The organism is Limimaricola litoreus (genome assembly GCF_024159025.1).
Taxonomy (GTDB): domain Bacteria; phylum Pseudomonadota; class Alphaproteobacteria; order Rhodobacterales; family Rhodobacteraceae; genus Limimaricola; species Limimaricola litoreus.
The window spans coordinates 1-18,109 of the sequence record NZ_JAMYXC010000103.1 but is presented as its reverse complement, the minus strand read 5'-3'; the positions used below and the strand labels follow the sequence as shown (position 1 = coordinate 18,109).

16 protein-coding genes and 3 pseudogenes are annotated in these 18,109 nt (G+C 68.5%); 15 read left to right on the top strand and 4 right to left on the bottom strand.

Annotated elements, in window-relative coordinates; genetic code table 11:
- Positions 1-438 (bottom strand): annotated as a pseudogene (locus NHG85_RS06940) (efflux RND transporter periplasmic adaptor subunit); the annotation flags it as partial.
- A 312-nt stretch (positions 439-750) separates the two neighbouring features.
- Between NHG85_RS06940 and NHG85_RS06935 the strand changes: the two are divergent.
- The 12 genes from NHG85_RS06935 to NHG85_RS06880 all read left to right on the top strand — a co-directional run bounded on the left by NHG85_RS06935 (position 751) and on the right by NHG85_RS06880 (position 11,504).
- Positions 751-2,337: a flavin monoamine oxidase family protein gene (locus NHG85_RS06935; RefSeq protein ID WP_253331038.1), complete on the top strand. Its 1,587-nt coding sequence runs from the start codon at positions 751-753 to the stop codon at positions 2,335-2,337.
- Complete coding sequence (locus NHG85_RS06930; protein ID WP_253331037.1) at positions 2,334-2,831, top strand: c-type cytochrome; 498 nt, start codon at positions 2,334-2,336, stop codon at positions 2,829-2,831. Before NHG85_RS06935 ends, NHG85_RS06930 begins: the two co-directional genes overlap by 4 nt.
- Positions 2,828-3,319, top strand: coding sequence for a RidA family protein (locus NHG85_RS06925; protein WP_253331035.1), 492 nt, complete (start codon positions 2,828-2,830; stop codon positions 3,317-3,319). The genes NHG85_RS06930 and NHG85_RS06925 overlap by 4 nt, the downstream gene beginning before the upstream one ends.
- A 291-nt stretch (positions 3,320-3,610) precedes the next feature.
- Positions 3,611-4,657: an acyl-CoA dehydrogenase family protein gene (locus NHG85_RS06920; protein ID WP_253331033.1), complete on the top strand. Its 1,047-nt coding sequence runs from the start codon at positions 3,611-3,613 to the stop codon at positions 4,655-4,657.
- Complete coding sequence (locus tag NHG85_RS06915; protein WP_253331032.1) at positions 4,650-5,360, top strand: PIG-L deacetylase family protein; 711 nt, start codon at positions 4,650-4,652, stop codon at positions 5,358-5,360. The genes NHG85_RS06920 and NHG85_RS06915 overlap by 8 nt, the downstream gene beginning before the upstream one ends.
- Entirely contained in the window at positions 5,360-5,914 is a 555-nt protein-coding gene (locus NHG85_RS06910; RefSeq protein WP_253331030.1) for a class I SAM-dependent methyltransferase, read from the top strand. Before NHG85_RS06915 ends, NHG85_RS06910 begins: the two co-directional genes overlap by 1 nt.
- Complete coding sequence (locus NHG85_RS06905; protein ID WP_253331028.1) at positions 5,911-6,897, top strand: glycosyltransferase family 2 protein; 987 nt, start codon at positions 5,911-5,913, stop codon at positions 6,895-6,897. The genes NHG85_RS06910 and NHG85_RS06905 overlap by 4 nt, the downstream gene beginning before the upstream one ends.
- Positions 6,898-7,123: 226 nt before the next feature.
- Entirely contained in the window at positions 7,124-8,110 is a 987-nt protein-coding gene (gene phnD, locus NHG85_RS06900; RefSeq protein WP_253331027.1) for a phosphate/phosphite/phosphonate ABC transporter substrate-binding protein, read from the top strand.
- A 55-nt stretch (positions 8,111-8,165) separates the two neighbouring features.
- Complete coding sequence (gene phnC, locus NHG85_RS06895; protein ID WP_253331025.1) at positions 8,166-8,942, top strand: phosphonate ABC transporter ATP-binding protein; 777 nt, start codon at positions 8,166-8,168, stop codon at positions 8,940-8,942.
- A gap of 71 nt (positions 8,943-9,013) precedes the next feature.
- Entirely contained in the window at positions 9,014-9,796 is a 783-nt protein-coding gene (gene phnE, locus NHG85_RS06890) for a phosphonate ABC transporter, permease protein PhnE (RefSeq protein ID WP_253331040.1), read from the top strand.
- Entirely contained in the window at positions 9,793-10,596 is an 804-nt protein-coding gene (gene phnE, locus NHG85_RS06885; RefSeq protein WP_253331023.1) for a phosphonate ABC transporter, permease protein PhnE, read from the top strand. Before phnE (NHG85_RS06890) ends, phnE (NHG85_RS06885) begins: the two co-directional genes overlap by 4 nt.
- On the top strand, positions 10,593-11,504 hold the full coding sequence (locus NHG85_RS06880) for an HAD-IIA family hydrolase (RefSeq protein WP_253331021.1): 912 nt from the start codon (positions 10,593-10,595) through the stop codon (positions 11,502-11,504). Before phnE (NHG85_RS06885) ends, NHG85_RS06880 begins: the two co-directional genes overlap by 4 nt.
- Before the next feature lie 40 nt (positions 11,505-11,544).
- Here NHG85_RS06880 and NHG85_RS06875 read toward each other — a convergent pair whose 3' ends face one another.
- The 3 genes and pseudogenes from NHG85_RS06875 to NHG85_RS06865 all read right to left on the bottom strand — a co-directional run bounded on the left by NHG85_RS06875 (position 11,545) and on the right by NHG85_RS06865 (position 14,736).
- Positions 11,545-12,786, bottom strand: a complete 1,242-nt coding sequence (locus NHG85_RS06875; protein WP_253331019.1) for a glycerophosphodiester phosphodiesterase family protein — start codon at positions 12,784-12,786, stop codon at positions 11,545-11,547.
- Between the two features lie 143 nt (positions 12,787-12,929).
- A pseudogene (locus NHG85_RS06870) lies at positions 12,930-14,145 on the bottom strand (NAD(P)/FAD-dependent oxidoreductase).
- A 132-nt stretch (positions 14,146-14,277) separates the two neighbouring features.
- Positions 14,278-14,736 carry an Lrp/AsnC family transcriptional regulator gene (locus NHG85_RS06865; RefSeq protein WP_253331018.1) on the bottom strand — a complete coding sequence of 153 codons (459 nt, stop codon included), beginning with the start codon at positions 14,734-14,736 and terminating at the stop codon, positions 14,278-14,280.
- A gap of 113 nt (positions 14,737-14,849) precedes the next feature.
- Here NHG85_RS06865 and NHG85_RS06860 point away from each other — a divergent pair, with 113 nt between their 5' ends.
- The 3 genes and pseudogenes from NHG85_RS06860 to NHG85_RS06850 form a co-directional block, all read left to right on the top strand.
- Positions 14,850-15,797 carry a DMT family transporter gene (locus tag NHG85_RS06860; RefSeq protein ID WP_253331016.1) on the top strand — a complete coding sequence of 316 codons (948 nt, stop codon included), beginning with the start codon at positions 14,850-14,852 and terminating at the stop codon, positions 15,795-15,797.
- A 23-nt stretch (positions 15,798-15,820) separates the two neighbouring features.
- Positions 15,821-17,503 (top strand): aromatic amino acid transaminase, encoded by a 1,683-nt coding sequence (locus NHG85_RS06855; RefSeq protein WP_253331014.1) that lies wholly within the window; start codon positions 15,821-15,823, stop codon positions 17,501-17,503.
- A gap of 115 nt (positions 17,504-17,618) precedes the next feature.
- A pseudogene (locus tag NHG85_RS06850) lies at positions 17,619-18,109 on the top strand (IS21 family transposase); the annotation flags it as partial.

The window sequence follows — 18,109 nt, the reverse complement described above, 5'->3', positions numbered from 1 at the left end:
CTCGTCGCGCGCCAGCTCCAGCGCCCGCTCGGCCTCGCGCGCCTCGGACAGCGCGTCTTCGAGATCGACCCGGGCACGGGCCAGCGCGCTTTCGGCATCCGCCGGATCGATCTGCAACAGAAGATCCCCCGCCGTCACCGCGCCGCCCTCGACCATCGCCTCGGCCACGTCCTGCACGATGCCGCCGACCGAGGCACGCAAGGCCACCGTGCGCGATGACAGCAGTTCGCCGAAGACGATCAGCTCGGGCCGGGTCCGCTCGGGCGTGATGGTAAGGCTGCGCACCCCGGCCACGCGCTCCTGCTGGGGAAAGCTGCGCGGGGCGGCGTTCATCCGTTCCTCGACCGCGGACCAGAGCATCTGCCCGGCAAGGGCGAGCAGCCCCAGCGTCATCGCAAGGAGGAACAGGCCGCTCAGGCTTCGGCGCAAAAACCGCATTCCTCTCTCCATCCGCCCATCGGTCACCGGCGACCGGGCAAGGTCTCATTCACGAGACTAGTCTTCATTGGGTGCCGGGACCAACCACCTGTCGGGGTTGTGACGCGATTGGGGCGATCCGGCGCAGTGTCATTCGAAAGCTCGGCCAACCGGGATGACTGCCCGCCAATCCCGCAGGCGGCGCGCGGATCAAGGCGGCAGGGCGAAAAAAAGCCCCGGTCACCCTACCCGGCACCCGATGCCGGGCTAGGGTTCACGTTGCATTCACGACGGCGCGAGGTCCAAGCGTCGGCAATTCGGGGAGAGACAGGGATGAGCATGTCACGTCGCAGCCTGTTGCAGATGGTCGGCCTCGCCGCCGGGACCACTGCGATGTATCAGGCGATGACCACGCTGGGCTACGCGCAGGCGTCAAACTACGCCGGCCCGATCAAGCTCGAGGGCGATCCGCAGGGTGCCAAGGTGCTGATCCTGGGCGCCGGTCTCGCAGGCATGACCGCCGCGCTGGAGATGCGCGCCGCGGGCTACGAGGTCGAGATCATCGAGTATCGCGAGAAGGCGGGCGGCCGCTGCTGGACGCTGCGCGGCGGCGACAGCTACACCGAGCTTGGCGGTGCCACGCAGGAGGTGGAGTTCGCCGAGGGCAACTACCTCAACCCCGGCCCGTGGCGGATCCCGCATCACCACTACGCGGTGCTCGACTACTGCAAGCGCCTCGGCGTGAAGCTCGAACCCTTCATCCAGAAGAACTACAACGCCTATCTGCACCGCTCGGAGGCCTTCGACGGCAAGCCGCAGCGCTTCCGCGAGATCGCCACCGATTACCGCGGCCAGATCTCCGAGCTTCTGGCCAAGGCGACCGATCAGGGCGCGCTCGACGAGGAGGTGACCGAGGAGGACAAGCAGAAGCTGCTCGACAGCCTCGTCGAATACGGGATGCTCGACGAGAACTACCGCTATGTGAAGAGCGACCACACCTCGGAGTATCGCGGCTACGACAAATGGCCCGGTGGCGGGTTGAACGCGGCGCCCGAGCCTTCCGAGCCAATCTCGCTCGACCGGATCCTGCAATCCGACCTCTGGACCTGGCTGGTCGAGGCCGAGACCACGCATCACCAGTCGACCATGTTTCAGCCCGCGGGCGGCATGGACATGATCGCCCAGGGCTTCGAGCGCGAGGTGGGCGATCTGATCACCTATAACGCCAAGGTGCTCTCGATGATCGAGGACGAGAACGGCGTTACGGTCGAATACGAGGATCTCGAAGGCGGCGGCACGCAGACCCGCACCGGCGATTACTGCATCTGCACCATCCCCTTCTCGATCCTGGGCCAGATCGATCACAACCTGTCGGGCGACAAGGCGGCGGTGATCGACAGCATGTATTACGCGGGCTCGGCCAAGTTCGGGCTCGAGTTCAAGCGCCGCTTCTGGGAGCAGGACGAGCATATCTACGGCGGGATCACCTATACCGACCTGCCGATCGCGCTGATCTCCTACCCGCCCTACGACTTTTTCAGCGACGGGCCCGGCGTGCTTCTGGGCGGCTATGCCTGGGGGGCCACGGCCTACCAGTTCAACGCCATGCAGCCCGATGAGCGCACCAAGTGGGCGGTGGAATACGGCAGCCGCATCCATCCGCAATACACCGAAGAGTTCTCGAACGGCGTCTCGGTGGTCTGGCACAAGGTGCCGTGGGTGCTGGGCTGCTACGGCATCTGGCAGGACCGCGAGGCCGATTACGAGACCGCCGCGCGGATCGACGGCCGCATCGCGCTCGCGGGCGAGCACATCTCCTACCTGCCGGGCTGGCAGGAGGGCGCTATCCTCTCCGCGCTCGATGCGGTCGAGCGGCTGCACGCGCAGGTCACCACCTCCAACGCGGGAGACACGCAATGAAACCGCTTTCCCTGACGATAATCCTGTCGGGCCTCGCCGTCGCAGCACTGCCCCTCGTGGCGCAGGATCGGCCCAAGCCCGACGCCGCGACGGGCGAGATCGCGCGATCGGGCCAGCGCGAGGATTTCCGCACCTTCGAGGCCGAGGACGGCGATCTCGCCTATTTCGCCGATGCGGCACGGCTGACCCAGGAGGGCGGCGAGGCGGTCTATGAGGCCGTCTGCGCGGGCTGCCACATGCCCGAAGGCGAGGGCGCGGTGGGTGCTGGCATGTATCCGGCGCTGGCTGGCAATGAGATGCTCGAATTTCCCGAATACCCGATCTACGTGATCGTGCATGGGCAAAAGGCGATGCCGCCGCTCGGCAGCATACTGTCGGACGAGCAGGTGGCCGAGGTGACGAACTACATCCGCTCGCATTTCGGCAATGACTATGTCGAGGGCGAAGACGGCATTGCGGCGACGCCCGAGGATGTGGCGGGGGTGCGGCCATGATCGCGCGCGGCCTGATCGCGGCGGGGCTCGGCGTCGCCCTCGCCGCCCCGCTGTCGGCGCAGGAGCTCAAGCGCCACCCCCTGCCCGACAGCGACTTCCCGATCTCCATGGCGGTGGAGCTGCCCGCCGAGGCGCAGCTCGTCTATCTCAGCGGCACCGTGCCGAGCGTGACGGACGAGGAAGCCGAGCAGGGCAGCCGCGAGGCTTACGGCGATACCGAGGCGCAGACCGTCTCGGTGCTGGAGACCATCGAGGCCAATCTCGAACGGCTCGATCTCAGCCTGTCGGACGTGGTGAAGATGACGACCTTCCTCGTGGCGCCCGAAGAGGGCGGCGCGATGGACTTCTCGGGCTTCATGGCGGGCTACACGCAGTTCTTCGGCACCGAGGACCAGCCCAACCTGCCGGTGCGCTCGGTGGTCGAGGTCGCGGGGCTGGCAAGCCCGGCCTGGCTGGTCGAGATCGAGGTGGTCGCGGTACGGCCCTGAGGCAAGGCAGGGGCAGGCCAGCCCCGCTGCGCTGATCCGCGGCGGTGCGGTCCTGTCCCTGCCCCTGCGCCGAGGTGCGAGACGCGCGCCCACTGCGCGCGCCTCGGAACCAGAGCGCCGCCGTTCGATCGAGCTTTCGCGCGTGGCCTCAAGCCGAAATTCCCGGCCCCCGATCCTGTGTGCCACGGCGGACAAAGCACCCGGACCCGCCGCCCGCCGGGAACCCGCCTTGCGACCGGCGGTTGTCGCCCTAGCGGTGATGGGCACCTGCGCGCGTTACGAAATCCGGATATGACCTCGACATCACACGCATCGAACGATCATCCCCTCGACCGGGCCACGCGGGGCCGCCTGTCTCAGGCGGCGTGCGAGGATTTCGATCAGGCGGTCGATCTGCTGCGGCGCGCGGGTCTCTTTGGCGCGATGGGCTGGAAGGCCTCGGCCCAGGCCATGCGGCAGATCGCGAGCGCCGATCTTTCGCTTGGCCGCCTGTTCGAAGGCCATGTGAACGCCCGCCAGCTCATCGAGACCCACGCGGATGCCGATCTGCGCGCGGAGAGCCTTGCCGGGATGGAGGCGGGGCTGCTGTTCGGCGTCTGGGGCGCGGACGGGGCGCAGCCCGTCACCGCCTCGGGCGATCGGCTTTCGGGGGCCAAGCGCTTTGCCTCGGGGCTGGGCCATGTCGATCGGGCCATCGTGTCGGCCCGCAGCGACGAGGGGCAGCGGCTTTTCGTCGTCGATGCAAGCGACACGGCGCGCCATGACCCGGCGGCCTGGACCATGTCGGGGATGCAGGACAGCCGCTCCGGCGGCTTCGATTGCGAAGGGCTGCGCGGGCGGCCGCTCGGCCCGCCCGGCATCTACACGCGCGAGCCGCATTTTCTGGGCGGCACCTGGCGCATCGCGGCGGTGACGCTCGGGGGAACCTCCGGGCTTCTGGACCGCGCCGCCGCCGTGCTGCGCGCCCGGGGGCAAGAAGAGGCCGAAGCGCATCTGTTACGACTTGGCCCCGTCGCCGGGCGGGTGCTCTCGGCATGGCCCGCGATCCTGCGCGCCGGGGAGATCGCATCGGGCCCTGAGGGCGCCGCCGATCCCGAGGCCGCGGCGGTGCGCGCGCTTTCCACGCGGCTTCTGACCGAGGAGATCGGGCAGGAGGCCATCGCGGCGGTCGAGCGTTCGGTCGGGCTGTCGATGTTCGACGCGGCGGACCCTGTGGGCCGCATGGCCCGCGATCTCGCCTGCTACATGCGACAGGCCGCGCGCGATGCCTTTTCGGCCAAGGTCGCAAGCGCTCTGCTCATGGGCGATCGGCCCTTCGAGGACTGGTTCGATGGCTGACCGGACGCGCGCCGCAAGCTTCGAGGATCTGTCGGAAGGCCACCCGCCGCTGGTGCTCGCGCCGCATCCCGATGACGAGTCGCTGGGCTGTGGTGCGCTTCTGGCCGCGGCCTTCAAGGGTCCGGGCGCGCGGGTGGTCTGCATGACCGACGGCGGCGCCTCGCATCCCGGATCGCGGGAGTGGCCACGCGCGCGGCTGTCGCAACTGCGTGCGCAAGAGCTCGACGCGGCGATCGTGGCGCTTGGCGGCGAGCCTTCCTGCATCACCCGGCTCGGCCTGCCGGATGCCAGCATGCCCGGCCTCTCGCCCCGCTTCGAGGAGATCGCGCAGGATCTGGTCGCGCTGGCCGAGGCGGCAGGCGCGCGGGTGCTGATCGCCCCCGCCCCAACCGATCCGCATTGCGACCACGAGGCCACCGCCGAAATCGCGACCATCGCGGCGCGGCGCGGCGGGCTGCGGCTGCTGTTCTATCCGGTCTGGTCGGTCTGGCACGACCCGGACTATCGTGCGCGGCTGCCCCACCTCGTCGAGTACCGCTTTGACACCACCGCCGCCCGCCATGCCAAGGCCGCCGCCATCGCCGCGCACCGCAGCCAGCACGGCAAGATCGTGCAAGACGACCCAGAAGGCTTCGTGCTGCCACAGGCCTTTCTCAAGGCCTTCCAAACCGGGGACGAGATCTACTTCGAGGCGGCGGCATGATGGCGGTCCCGTCCGAAAAGCTCGACCGGATCTATGCCGGGGGCGACGATCCATGGGGCTTTCGCAGCAGCGCCTACGAGCAGTCCAAGTTCCGGGCGACCTGTGCTGCGCTGCCGCGCGCGCGCTATCGCTCGGCGCTGGAGCTGGGCTGCGGCAATGGGGAACTGGCGCGGCATGTCGCCCCGCGCTGTGCGGCCTATACCGGCGTCGACGCGGTCGAGACGGCGCTTCATGCCGCGCGGCGCGCGGTGCCGCGCGGCCGGTTCCACCGCCTGTTCCTGCCCGCCCCCCTGCCCGAGGGGGCATATGATCTGCTTTTGCTGTCGGAAATCCTTTATTTCCTCGATCCCGCGGGGTTGGAGGCGCTGGCCGATCAGCTCGACCGGCGCTGGCCCATGGCCGATCTCGTCTGCGTGACCTGGCTCGGGCCCAGCGGCAATCCGCTCGAAGGGCAGGAGGCGCTTGGCATCTTCCGAACCGCGTCCCGCCGCGCCTTTCGGCCTGCACGGATCACGTCGCAATATCGCATCGATTTGTCACGGGCGCCGCGATGAGACCGCGCCCGGAGATCTTCGACCATCGCGCCGTCGCGGCGGCGCGCGCGGTGGTGATCATACCGGCCTGCAACGAGGCGGAGCGTATCGGCGTCTGCCTCGACGCGCTGGCCGCGCAGGAGGGCCGCGAGGTCTGCGCCATCCATGTCTGCGTCAACAACAGCCGCGACGACACGGCGGGGATCATCCGTGAGCGCGCCCGGCATCACGCGTTGCCGCTTGTTCTGAGCGAGGTTTGGCTGCCCTCGGGCGGCGTTGGCCGCGCCCGCCGGTGGGGCCATGCCTTCGCCCTGCGCGACAGCCCGGCGGCGACGGCGCTGCTGTCGACCGATGCCGATTGCGTGGCAATGCCGGGCTGGCTTGGCGCCATGCGGCGGGCGCTCGAAAGCCACCCCGCGGTGCTGGGCCGGATCGAGCCGCTCAACGACCTGCCGCCCGACCTTGCCCGCACGGTCCGGCGCGGAGGCGAGATCGAGGACAGCTACATGCGTCTGTCGATGGAGCTGGCCCTTCTCCTGTCGGGGGATGGTCCTGATGCGATCGGGCTGAACACCGCCGGGGGGGCCAACATGGGCATCCGGCGAGATGTCTACCGCGCGGTGGGCGGGTTTCGCCCCCTGCCCTGCCGCGAGGACCGCGAGCTGATCGACCGTGTGCTCGCGGCGGGGCATCGCCCTGCCCGGATTGACGCAGCGAGGGTCCGGGCCTCCATGCGCCCCGACGGGCGGGCCCCGGGCGGCATGGCCGACAAGATCGCCCGGCGGCTCGCCGGGAGAGCGGCCTCCTTCGACACCGCGCTGCTTCCGGTGGCGGCGATGCTGTCGGGGTCTTCGGGCGGCCCTGCCTATCCCTCCGCCCCCCTTTCCCCGGCCCAGGCGGCGCGCGAAATGCCCCTTCTCGCCGCGCATGTGGAGCGGCTGAGGCGGATCGGTTGCCCGGTCGCGAGGCGCCGCTACCTGTCGCGCTTCGTCGACCGGGCTTGAGCGATCGGGCGTCTCGCCGCCTCGGCGATACCGCTTCGTCGCCTCTTCGATCCGCGCGACGGGATGGCTCCTCCGACATGGGATCGCCGCGCGAAACACCCCTGGTCCATTGCGCCCGCGGCAAGAAAACATTGCACCGTCAAAGCCGAAGTGCTGTGATCCTCGCGATCCGGGGCGCCGTTGAGGAGCGATGCCGCGGACTGTCTTTGGGAGGAGACCACTCGACATGCACAAGCACCCGACCATTCTCGGCGCGGCGACGCTCGCCGCCATCGCGTTTTCGGCCCATGCGGCGACGGCGCAGGACGACTGCCCCGAGCGCGGCACGCTCGATCCGATGTATTGCGACGCCGACGGCGATCTCGTCGCCGATGCGCCGACCGACGAAAGCGCGCTGCAAGACCCCGGCACGCTGGTCTTCGCCTATACCCCGGTCGAGGACCCGGCGATCTATGCCGACATCTGGGAGCCCTTCATCGACCACCTCTCGGAGGTCACCGGCAAGGAGGTGCAGTTCTTCGCGGTGCAGTCGAACTCGGCCGAGGTCGAGGCGATGCGTTCGGGGCGTCTGCACATCGCGGGCTTCTCGACCGGCCCGACGCCCTATGCCGTGAACCTCGCGGGCGCCGTGCCCTTCGCGATCATGGGCTCCGAGGATGGGCAGTTCGGCTACAAGTTGCAGCTCTACACGCAGGCCGACAGCGACATCCAGGAGCCCGCCGATCTCGCGGGCAAGCGGATCGCGCATACCTCGCCCACCTCGAATTCGGGCAACCTCGCGCCGCGCGCGCTGTTCCCCGATCTCGGCGTGGTGCCGGACGAGGATTACGAGGTGACCTATTCGGGCAGCCACGACCAGTCGATGCTCGGTGTCGTCGCGGGCGATTACGACGCCGCTCCCGTGGCCTCCGAGGTGGTCGACCGCATGGCCGAGCGCGGTCTCTACGACCCCGAGGAGGTCCGCATCGTCTGGGAGAGCGATCCCTTCCCGACCACCTCCTACACCTATGCGCACGACCTTGCGCCCGAGCTGAAGGAGAAGATCGAGGAGGCCTTCTTCAGCTATGATTTCTCGGGCACGGCCCTGGGCGAGGAGTTTACCGGCGTCAGCAAGTTCATCCCCATCACCTACAAGGACCAGTGGGCGGTGATCCGGCAGATCCAGGCCGCGAACGGCGTGGAATACACGCCCGAAGGTCTCGCCGCCGAGTGAGACCGATGCCCCCGGCCCGGATCGCAGCCGCGCCGGGGGCCGCAAGGAGAATGCGATGCTGAAGATCACGGATCTCGTGAAGCGTTACGGCAAGGGCGAGCCGGTCCTGAAGAATCTCGACCTGACCATCGAGGGCGAAAGCGTGGTGTCGATCATCGGCTCCTCGGGCGCGGGCAAATCGACGCTGCTGCGCTGCATCAACCGGCTGGTCGAGCCGACATCGGGTTCGATCACGCTGAATGACACCGAGCTGACGCATCTGCGCGGCGCCGAGCTGCGCCGTGCGCGGCGCAAGATCGGCATGGTGTTCCAGGGCTTCAACCTCGTCGACCGGCTCACCGTGATGGAGAACGTCCAATCGGGCCGTCTGGGCTACATCTCGACATGGGCCGCGCTGATGCGCCGCTACCCCAAGGAGGACATCCGCCGCGCCTTTGAGCTGATGGAGCGCGTGGGCATCGCGCATTACGCCGACAAGCGCGCCGACGAGCTGTCGGGCGGCGAGCGCCAGCGCGTCGGCGTGGTCCGCGCGCTGATGCAAAAGCCCGAGATCCTGCTCGCCGACGAGCCGACGGCCTCGCTCGACCCCAAGACCTCCGAGCAGATCATGGGGCTGTTGCGCGACCTCTCGCGCGAGCTGAAGCTGCCGGTGCTGATCAACATCCACAACGTCCACGAGGCCAAGGAATACACCGACCGCATCGTCGGCATGCGCTATGGAAGGATCATCTTCGACGACCTGCCGGGCGCGCTCGATCAGGAGGCGATGGACCGGATCTATTCCGGCAGCCCCGCCGCCGACCGCGCGGGCGGGCTGAAGGAGGCGTCATGAGCCCGGGCCGGATGGACGGACCCGATGTGCCGGCCGGGGCCGCGGGCGGCGCCACCTCGGGCGCTGTCGCCATGCGCGACCACTGGCGCAAGAAGAGCTTCATCGCCAACCCGGTGATCCGCTGGCTCGCCTATGGCGGCGCGATCCTCTACGTGGTCTGGACGCTCGGCACGCTGCCGATCGACTGGCCCCGCGTGGCCGAGGGGATCGAGCGGGCGGGCCGGATCTTCGGCGGGGCCTTCCCGCCGAGCTTCGAACGCTCGGGCCTGCTGATCGACGGCTTTCTCGAAAGCCTGAAGATCGCCATCCTCGCCACCTTCGGCGGCGTGCTGCTGTCGATCCCCATCGCCTTCATGGCCGCGCGCAACGTGGTGCCGAGGGCCGTGTTCTACCTTGGCCGCGCCATCATCATTGTCGCGCGCAGCTTCCATCCCGTCATCGTCGCGATCATCTTCGTCAAGGCGGTGGGCTTTGGCCCGCTGGCGGGTGTGCTGACGCTGATCGTCTATTCCATCGGCTTTGTCGCCAAGATGCTGGCCGAGCGGATCGAGGAGATCGATTTCGGGCAGGTCGAGGCGATGAGGGCGGCGGGGGCGCCTTACCTGTCGACCCTGATCTACGCCGTGGTGCCGCAGATCATGCCGCGTCAGGTGGGCCTGACGATCTACCAGCTCGACAGCAACCTGCGCGCCTCGGCGGTGGTCGGCATCGTCGGCGCGGGCGGCATCGGCTCGACCCTGGCCAATGCCTTTGGCCGCTACGACTATGACTTCGCGCTCGCCATCACCATGGTCATCGTCGGCGCGATCCTTCTGTCCGAGGCCGTGTCGGGCCAGATCAGGAAACGCATATGACCCTTTCGGATCTCGGCCGCGACGACTGGACCCGGTTTTCGCTCAAGCAGCGGATGCAGCGCTATGCCGTCTTCGCGCTGACCGCGCTCGCCATCGCCTGGGCGATCACCTCGATCGAGGTGATCTGGGCCTGGGTCTGGGATGCGCCCGAGCAGATGGGCGATCTCTTCGGGCGGATGATCCCGCCGGATCCGTCGAACCTCTCTGCGATCCTGAAGGTGCTGTGGGAGACGGTGAACATCGCCACCATCGCCACCGCCTTCGCCGTGATCCTGTCGCTGCCCGTGGCATGGCTCGCCGCGCAGAACACCACGCCCAATCGCGCCACGCTTTGGGTCGGGCGCTTCATCCTCGTCTCCTCGCGCTCGATCAACACCATCATCTGGGCGCTTCTCTTCGTTGCCATCTTCGGCCCCGGCATCGTCGCGGGGATCGTGGCGATCATGTTCCGCTCGATCGGCTTCGTCGGAAAGCTGCTGGGCGAGGCAATCGAGGAGATCGACAAGCGCCCGGTCGAGGCGCTGGAGGCGACGGGGGCCTCGCGCTTCAAGGTGATCGCCTATGCCATCGTGCCGCAGGTCATACCGACATTCTGGGCGGTCTCGATCCTGCGCTGGGACATCAACCTGCGCGAGTCCACCGTGCTTGGCCTCGTCGGCGCTGGCGGCATCGGCATCATCCTGCAAGGCGCGATCGACACCTTCAACTGGCGCGAGGCGGCGACCGTGCTGCTGGCGATCCTCGGGCTGGTGATCCTGGGCGAGATCGTCTCGGCCTGGCTGCGGCGGCGGATCCTGTGAGCCGCCCGCGCCCCACCGGGCGCACGGCCTTCGACGCCTATCTGGCGATCCGCCACCGCCTGCCCGAGGCCCCGCCGGGATGCGCCTTCGGCCGCGCGCCGCATCTGGGCGCCATCGCCGGGGGGTTCGACACGGTGCTGTTCGATGCCTACGGCGTGCTCAACGTCGGAGAGACGCCGATCCTCGGCGCCGCCGCGCGGATCGCCGAGCTGCGCGGCAGGGGCAAGCGGGTCATGGTGGTGTCGAACTCCGCCGGATACCCCAAGCGCGCGATGCTGCGGCGGTTCGAGACGCTCGGCTTCGATTTCACCGCCGACGAGATCGTCACCAGCCGCGAGGCCCTGCTCGCCCGGCTGGCCCATGCGCCGCGCCGCCGCTGGGGCGTGATGCTCGGGCCGGGCCACGGGCTGCGCGGGTTCGAAAAGATCGACGCCCATCTGCTGCTCGACGAGGCGGCGGCCTATGATCAAGCCGAGGGCTTCCTGCTTGTCGGTTCGGATGGCTGGAGCGTGGAGCGCCAGCGCCTGCTTGCGGCAAGCCTGCGGGCGCGCCCGCGCCCCGTTTTCGTCGGCAACCCCGACCTCGTCGCCCCGCGCGAGACCGGCCTCTCGCTGGAACCGGGCCATTTCGCCCATGCGCTGGCGGACGCCGGGCTCTGCACGCCGGAATTCCATGGCAAGCCCTTCCGCGCGATCTTCGATCTGGCGCTGTCGCGGCTCGATCCCGCGCCCGAAGCCGAACAGGTGCTGATGGTGGGCGACACGCTGCATACCGACATCCTCGGGGCCCGCGCCATGGGCTTCGCCTCGGCGCTGGTCACCGATCACGGGCCGCTGGCGGGCGCGGACGTGACCGCGGCAATCGACCGGGCGGGCATCATCCCCGATTTCGTGATCCCGCATATCTGAAACCGGGGGCCTTCCGGCCCCCGACTCCCTCAGGCTTGGCTCACAGCCCCATGCAGTTGGCGTAGTAGGTCACCGTCGCGGGCCAGTCCGAGAAGACGCCCTTCACGCCCACATCCTGCGCCAGCGCGTCGAGCATGGCGTAGGTGTCGCCATCGTCGTCGATCACGTCGCTCACCGACTGGAAGTACCAGCCGCCGCCGGAGGCGAGCGGGCCCGAGCGCTCCAGCGTCCAGGTGATGATGTCGAGCCCGGCAGCCTTGGCCTCATCGGCATAGGCCGAGGGCACGATCTCGCCCGCGTCATTCGTGGTCACCAGCATCCACATCGGCGGCGCGATGTAGTTCACGCCCATGTCGGCGAGCTCCTGCATCGTCGGCTTGAAGGTCGAGGGGTCCATCGGGTCAATCAGCCCCTCGTCGTCATCCTCGGCCTCGTAGCGGTCATCGAGATAGACGGCCTGCGCGCCGAATTCCGGCTCGTTCTCGATCCAGTACTTGATGTCGTCGAGGTTGAAGCTCTGCGCCCAGACGCGGGAGGGATCGATGCCCGCGTCCTTGTACTCGTCAATCATCTTCTGCGCATAGTCTTCCTGGCTGAAGCCGTCATAGGGCATTTCGACCGAGGCCGATTTCAGCTCGGGCGTGAAGTCCGCGCCAAGGCTGTCGATGAGCGCGATCGATTCCGCGTGGGTCATCACCTCGGCGCCGGGCACATAAAGCTCGGTGCGCCAGGCCGCCGTGCCGCCCTGGAACTCTTCGGCCGTGGTGGCCTTGGCGTTCGAGGCGTCCATCTTGGGCTTGAGCTCGCGGAACTCGGCCAGCGTCAGATCCGAGGTTCGGCATTCGGCTGAGGCGCTCTCATCTCCCGCAGCGGCGGTGAAGCCGGTAGTGCATTTTTCGGCCAGATCGGTGACGAGGATGTTCGTCGTGGTGGCGAGGTCATTCTGCGCGTGGCGGCAGACCAGCTCCTTGTCGGCTGTGAAGGTCACGTCGCATTCGACGATGCCCGCCCCCTGACGCGCGGCGGCGACATAGGACTGCTTCGTGTGCTCGGGCAGCATCATCGCCGCGCCGCGGTGGCCGATGGAAAAGGCGCTGCGCTCGGGCATCTGTCCCTGGCAGGACATCAGCTGTTCCTTGAGCGGGCCATCCTCCATCGCATCGATCAAAAAGAAGGGCCGCTCGCCGTAGCTCAGCGGCACGCTCCCGGCCTCCATGTGGCTTTCGGCCAGCGCGATCGAAGGCAGCGCCGTGGCGAGCGCGAGCAGTGTCATCGTCTTCATGTGTCGTCCTCCCTGTGAATCCGGGCATCTTGTGTGCCGGTCTTCTGATCGAGGAGCCTATGCGAAAGATGACGTTCGGAAAAATCTTTTGTGACGCGATCAATCAGGGGCCGGGGGCCGGCGGTGTCGTGCGCTAGGGCACGTCACGAAAACCGCAGCGGCGCAAAGGGGGCGAGGTCGATGGCGGGGGCGCGCCCCTCCAGAAGATCCGCCACGATCCGCGCCGTCCCCGCCGATTGCGTGAGGCCCAGATGCCCGTGACCGAAGGCGCAGATCGCCGCGTCCCGCCCCGGCAGCGCGCCGATCACCGGAAGACTGTCGGGCAACGAGGGGCGAAAGCCCATCCATTGCCACCCTGCCTCGGTTTTCAGCCCCGGCAGGAAGGCAGCCGCCTTTTTCAGCATCGCGTCGGCCCGCGCGAAGTTGGGCGGCAGGTCGAGACCGCCCAGCTCCACCGACCCGCAGGCCCGAGCCCAGCGATGAGACCGCGAAGCCATGACCGCCGAAGGTCAGATGCAACCGCAAATCGAAGGCGCCGTGCGGCAGCGTGGTGTTATAGCCCCGCTCGGTTTCGAGAGGGATCTTCGCCCCCACCGTTCGTGCCAAGCGGTGCGAATAGGCGCCTGCCGCGATCACCACCCGGCCCACGCGGTCGCCCGCCTGGGTGCGCAGCCCGCCGGGGATCAGTGCGCGCGCCTCCGTGATCTCGATCTCGCCGCCCGTTGCCCGGAACCGCTCGGCGAGGGCATGGGTGTAGTCGCGGGGATCGGAGATCGTAAACCAGCCGGGGGTGAAGGTCGCATGGGTGAAGCGCGGCGCGAGGCCCGGTTGATACTCCGCGATTTCGGCCCCTTCGAGATGGCAAAACGCGATGCTCTCGGCCTCGCGCGCGGCCCAGCCCGGAAGAGAGGCCCGAAACGCCCGCGCGCCTTCGTAAAGCTGGAGCTGCCTGCCGCGGCGCAGCATATGGGCAAGCCCCGTACGCGCCAGATGCGGATCGAGCGCCTCTTGGGACAGCCGCATCAGCGCCGCTTGGGCCTCGGTCGACGCCCGCACCTGTGCGGGTCTCGAAGCCCGCCAGAACCGCCACATCCATGGCGCTATACGATGCGCGTGGCGTGGTGGCACGCTGAGCGGGCCGAGGGGATCGAGCAGCCATTTCGGTGCCTGTCGAAGGATCCGGGACGAGGCCAGCGGCAGGATCTCGGGAAAGGCAAAGGCTCCCGCGTTGCCGACGCTCGCGCCTGCCGCCGGACCCGTCCGGTCGATGACCCGTACCTTGAACCTGCGCGCTTGTGCGGCCAGCGCCACCGACAGCCCGATGACGCCCGCGCCCACGACGATGACCTCTCGCGTCATCAGAGCCGGGCCTGCGCGGAGGCCGCGGTGTCGTCCTGCGGATCATCGGTGCCCCCCTGATGGCGTCTTTGCGATCCTCGCGACGATACCTGTCGCGCTCCGCTTGTCGATATCGCGGTTGCTCCGTCGCGCTCAGTCCAGGCGCGGGAACACGGTGCCGCGCTTGACGGTGCCATAGGCAAAGCTGGTTTCGATCGCGGCGATGCCGCCGATCTGGTGCAGCTGCTGGCGCACAAATACCTCGTAATCCTGCAGGCTCGAGACCAGCACCCGCAACAGGTAGTCGTCATCCCCGGTCATCATGTAGCAATCGAGGATCGCGTCGATGTCGCGCACCTTGCGCTCGAACATCCCCACCGCTGCCTCGCTGTGCCGCTCAAGCCGGACCCGCACGAAGGCGGTGATTGGCAGGCCGTAAGCGGTCTCGTCGACGATCGCCGCATAGCCGCGGATGATGCCGGCATCCTCGAGCATCCGCAGCCGCCGCAGGCAGGGCGATGGCGAGAGGTGCACCTCTTGCGACAGCTCCTGATTTGTCAGCCGACCATGCGCCTGCTGCGCGGCGATGATCTGCCGGTCCTTTTCGTCCATTTCGCGCACCCTTCTGGCAGATTCTGCCAATATCGCTGCCTTCGACGGCAGAGACATCAATCCGGTTGCGCCGAGACCACGCCATTCTGCGACCAAGCCCGCAGGAGCGACCCATGAGCAGCACCCCGATCACCCGCACCGCCGCCGGCACTCTGCCCGGCACTCCGTCCGACTCCGCGCCCAGTTCCCTTCCCGGTGCCGCGGCCGTGCTCGGATACGCAGCCATCGCGGTGGCGGTGACGATCTGGGCGGGGTTTGCCCTGTCGATCCGGGGGATCGGGGCGTCGGTGCTGGCCCCGGCGGATGTGGCGCTGATCCGGTTCGGCGTGCCGGTGCTCGTGCTGGCGCCGCTGCTGCCATCGCGGATCGCGGCGCTGCGCCGGGTCCGGCCATTCGACGCGATACTCATCGCCGCGGGCGCGGGGCTGCCGTTCTTCTTTCTGGCCTCGATGGGCGGGGCGCTGACCTCGGCGGCGCATGTCGGAGCGCTGATTGCGGGCACCACGCCGCTGTCAGTGGCGCTGTTGCTGCGCGTGGTCGAGCGTCGCCGCATCACCCCCGGCCTTGGGCGGGCGCTGGCGCTGATTTCTGGCGGCGTGCTGCTGCTGGTGGCGGGGCAAGGTGCGCTCGACGAGGCCGTGCTCACTGGAGCCGGGCTGCTGCTCTGCGCCAGTCTGCTCTGGGGGGCCTACACGCTGGGCCTGCGCCGCGCCGGGCTCGACCCCGTGGGCTGCACCCTGCTGCTCGGCCTGCCATCGCTGGCGCTGCTGCTGGTGCTGATCGGTGCGGGCGCGGTCGAGACGCGCATCGCGCAGGCCCCGCTGTTCGAGATCCTGCCGTTCGTGGCGGTGCAGGGCTTCGGTGTCGGCGTGCTGGCGAGCCTCGCCTATGCCGCCGCGATCTCGTGTCTGGGGCCCGCCCGCTGCGCCGCCATCGGCTCGCTCGCTCCGGCACTGGCCGCATTGGGCGCGGTGCCACTCTTGGGCGAGGCGCTGACGCCCATTGTCGTCGCGGGCATCGCCCTCGTCACCTTCGGCGTGTTTCGCGCCACCCGCCACTGACCCTTCGGACCAAGGAGAGCCCAATGCTCGCAGACCTGCCCCATGCCAGCCCCGACCCGCTGTGGAGCCTGATCTCCACCTTTCGCGGCGATCCCCGGCCCGAGCGGATGGACCTCGTGGTCGGCATGTACCGCGACGAGACCGGCACCACGCCGGTGCTGGCCTCGGTGCGCAAGGCTGAACTGCGGCTGGCCGAGGCGGGCGCGTCCAAGGCCTACCGCGCGCTCGTGGGCAACGCGACGTTCAACGTGGGGATGGCGCACCTTCTGTTGGGGCAAGACCCCGCGCGGCTGGCGCGCCAGCACACGATGCAGAGCGTTGGCGGCACCGGGGCGCTGCGGCTTTTGGTCGAGCTGGTGGCGCGGGCCACGCCCGATGCCACAGTCTGGTCGAGCGATCCGGGTTACGTCAATCATCGACCCCTGATGACTGCGCCGGGGTTGCGTTTCGAGACCTACCGGCTGCGCGAGGAGGACACCGGCTTTGATCTTGGCGCGATGCTGGAGGATCTCGCCCCGGCGCGGCCCGGCGATGTGGTGATCCTGCACGGCTGCTGTCACAACCCGACTGGCATCGACATGGCCGCCGATGACTGGGCCGAGGTCTCGGCCTTTTGCGCGCGGCTCAGGGTGATCCCATTGGTCGACATGGCCTATCAGGGCTTTGGCGACGGGATGCAGGCCGACGCCGCCGGTCTGCGCCGGGTGGTCGACGAGAACCCGACCGTGCTGGTCGCGGCGAGCTGTTCCAAGAACATGGGGCTTTATTGCGACCGCACCGGTGCCGCGATGGTCATCGGCCCGGACGCGGCCGCGCTGGTCCCGGTCAGCCCGATGCCGGAGCGGATCGCGCGGGCCAGCTACTCCATGCCGCCAGAGCATGGTGCCGCCGTGGCCGCCGCGCTTCTGGCCGCCCCGAAGGGCTGGCTCCGCGAGGTCGAGGCGATGCGGCAACGCGTGGCCGTGCTGCGCGCGGAACTTGGCGCGGCATTGGAGGCCGAGGGCGCGGGGGGTGGGTTCGCCTCGCTCGGGCGGCAAAAGGGGATGTTCTCGCTGCTGCCGCTTGGGGATCGGGCGATGCAGCGGCTGCGCGAAGAGCACGCGATCTATGGCACTGACAGGGGCCTCATCAACGTCGTCGGTCTGACATCCGCGCAGATCGCCCCTCTGGCACGGGCTTTGGTGCGGGTCGCAGGATCGGAACACCGCGCGTCGGCGGCCCAGAGACGGACCGCGAGCGGTTCGGTGGCAGGGTCAATCGTCCTCGACAATGACCTTGTCACCCCGAAGGACGACAGGCACCGAGATCAACGCGCAGCCCACGCCCAACCCCTCGCAGCCCTGCCCTGTGGCCGCGTCGAACCCCGCCCCGTGGTTCGAGCAGCGCAGCACCGCGCCTTATGGCCCGAGCGCGCCGCCGCCGCGCCAGTCGAGCGGCAGGCCCTGATGCGGGCAGGCGTTGAAATAGCAAAACAGCCCCGCCTCAAGACGCACCAGAAGCAGCGGAAATCCGTCGATCTCGACCCCCAGCGTGCCGCGATCCGGCGGCGCATCCGCCGCGCAGACCTCCGCACCCGGTGCGGGCGCGCGTGGCAGGCGGCGCCAGCTCATGCCGGCTGCTCCGGGGCGGGCAGGATCGTACCCTCACAGGCTCCGAAACCGATCCGCACCGCCCCCTCGCACCAGCCGCGCAGACGGACCATGTGAGAACGGCGGTGAGAAAGTCGGCCACGGTAGCGGCGGGGTGAGTCTGCTGCGGGCGGCGTAAAAGTCGTCCACCTTTACCCTTTCTGGCGGCAGGGAGGGCGGGAGGATTTTCACCGTGGACTTGTATCGCAAGGTTCGACTGGCCTGTGCCGATGGGATGAGCCAGCGTGAGGCGGCGCGTCATTTCGACGTCTCGCGCGACAGCGTAGCCAAGATGATGGCGTTCTCTGTTCCTCCCGGATATCGGCGAATTGCACCCGTGAAGCGGCCGAAGCTGGATGCGTTCACCGGGATCATCGACGACTGGCTGGAGGGCGATCGCAAGCAGCGGCACACGGCGAAGCGGGTTTTCGAGCGGCTTCGTGACGAGCATGGGTTCCGCGGCGGTTACACGATCGTGAAGGACTACATGCGGGAGCGCGAACGGCGCGGCCGCGAGATGTTCGTGCCGCTGACGCATCCGCCGCGTCATGCCCAAGCCGACTTCGGCGAGGCGGTGGTCGTCATCGGCGGGATCGAACAGAAGGCACATTTCTTCGTCATGGACTTGCCGCACAGCGATGCCTGCTTCGTGCGGGCTTATCCCGCGGCGACAGCGGAAGCCTG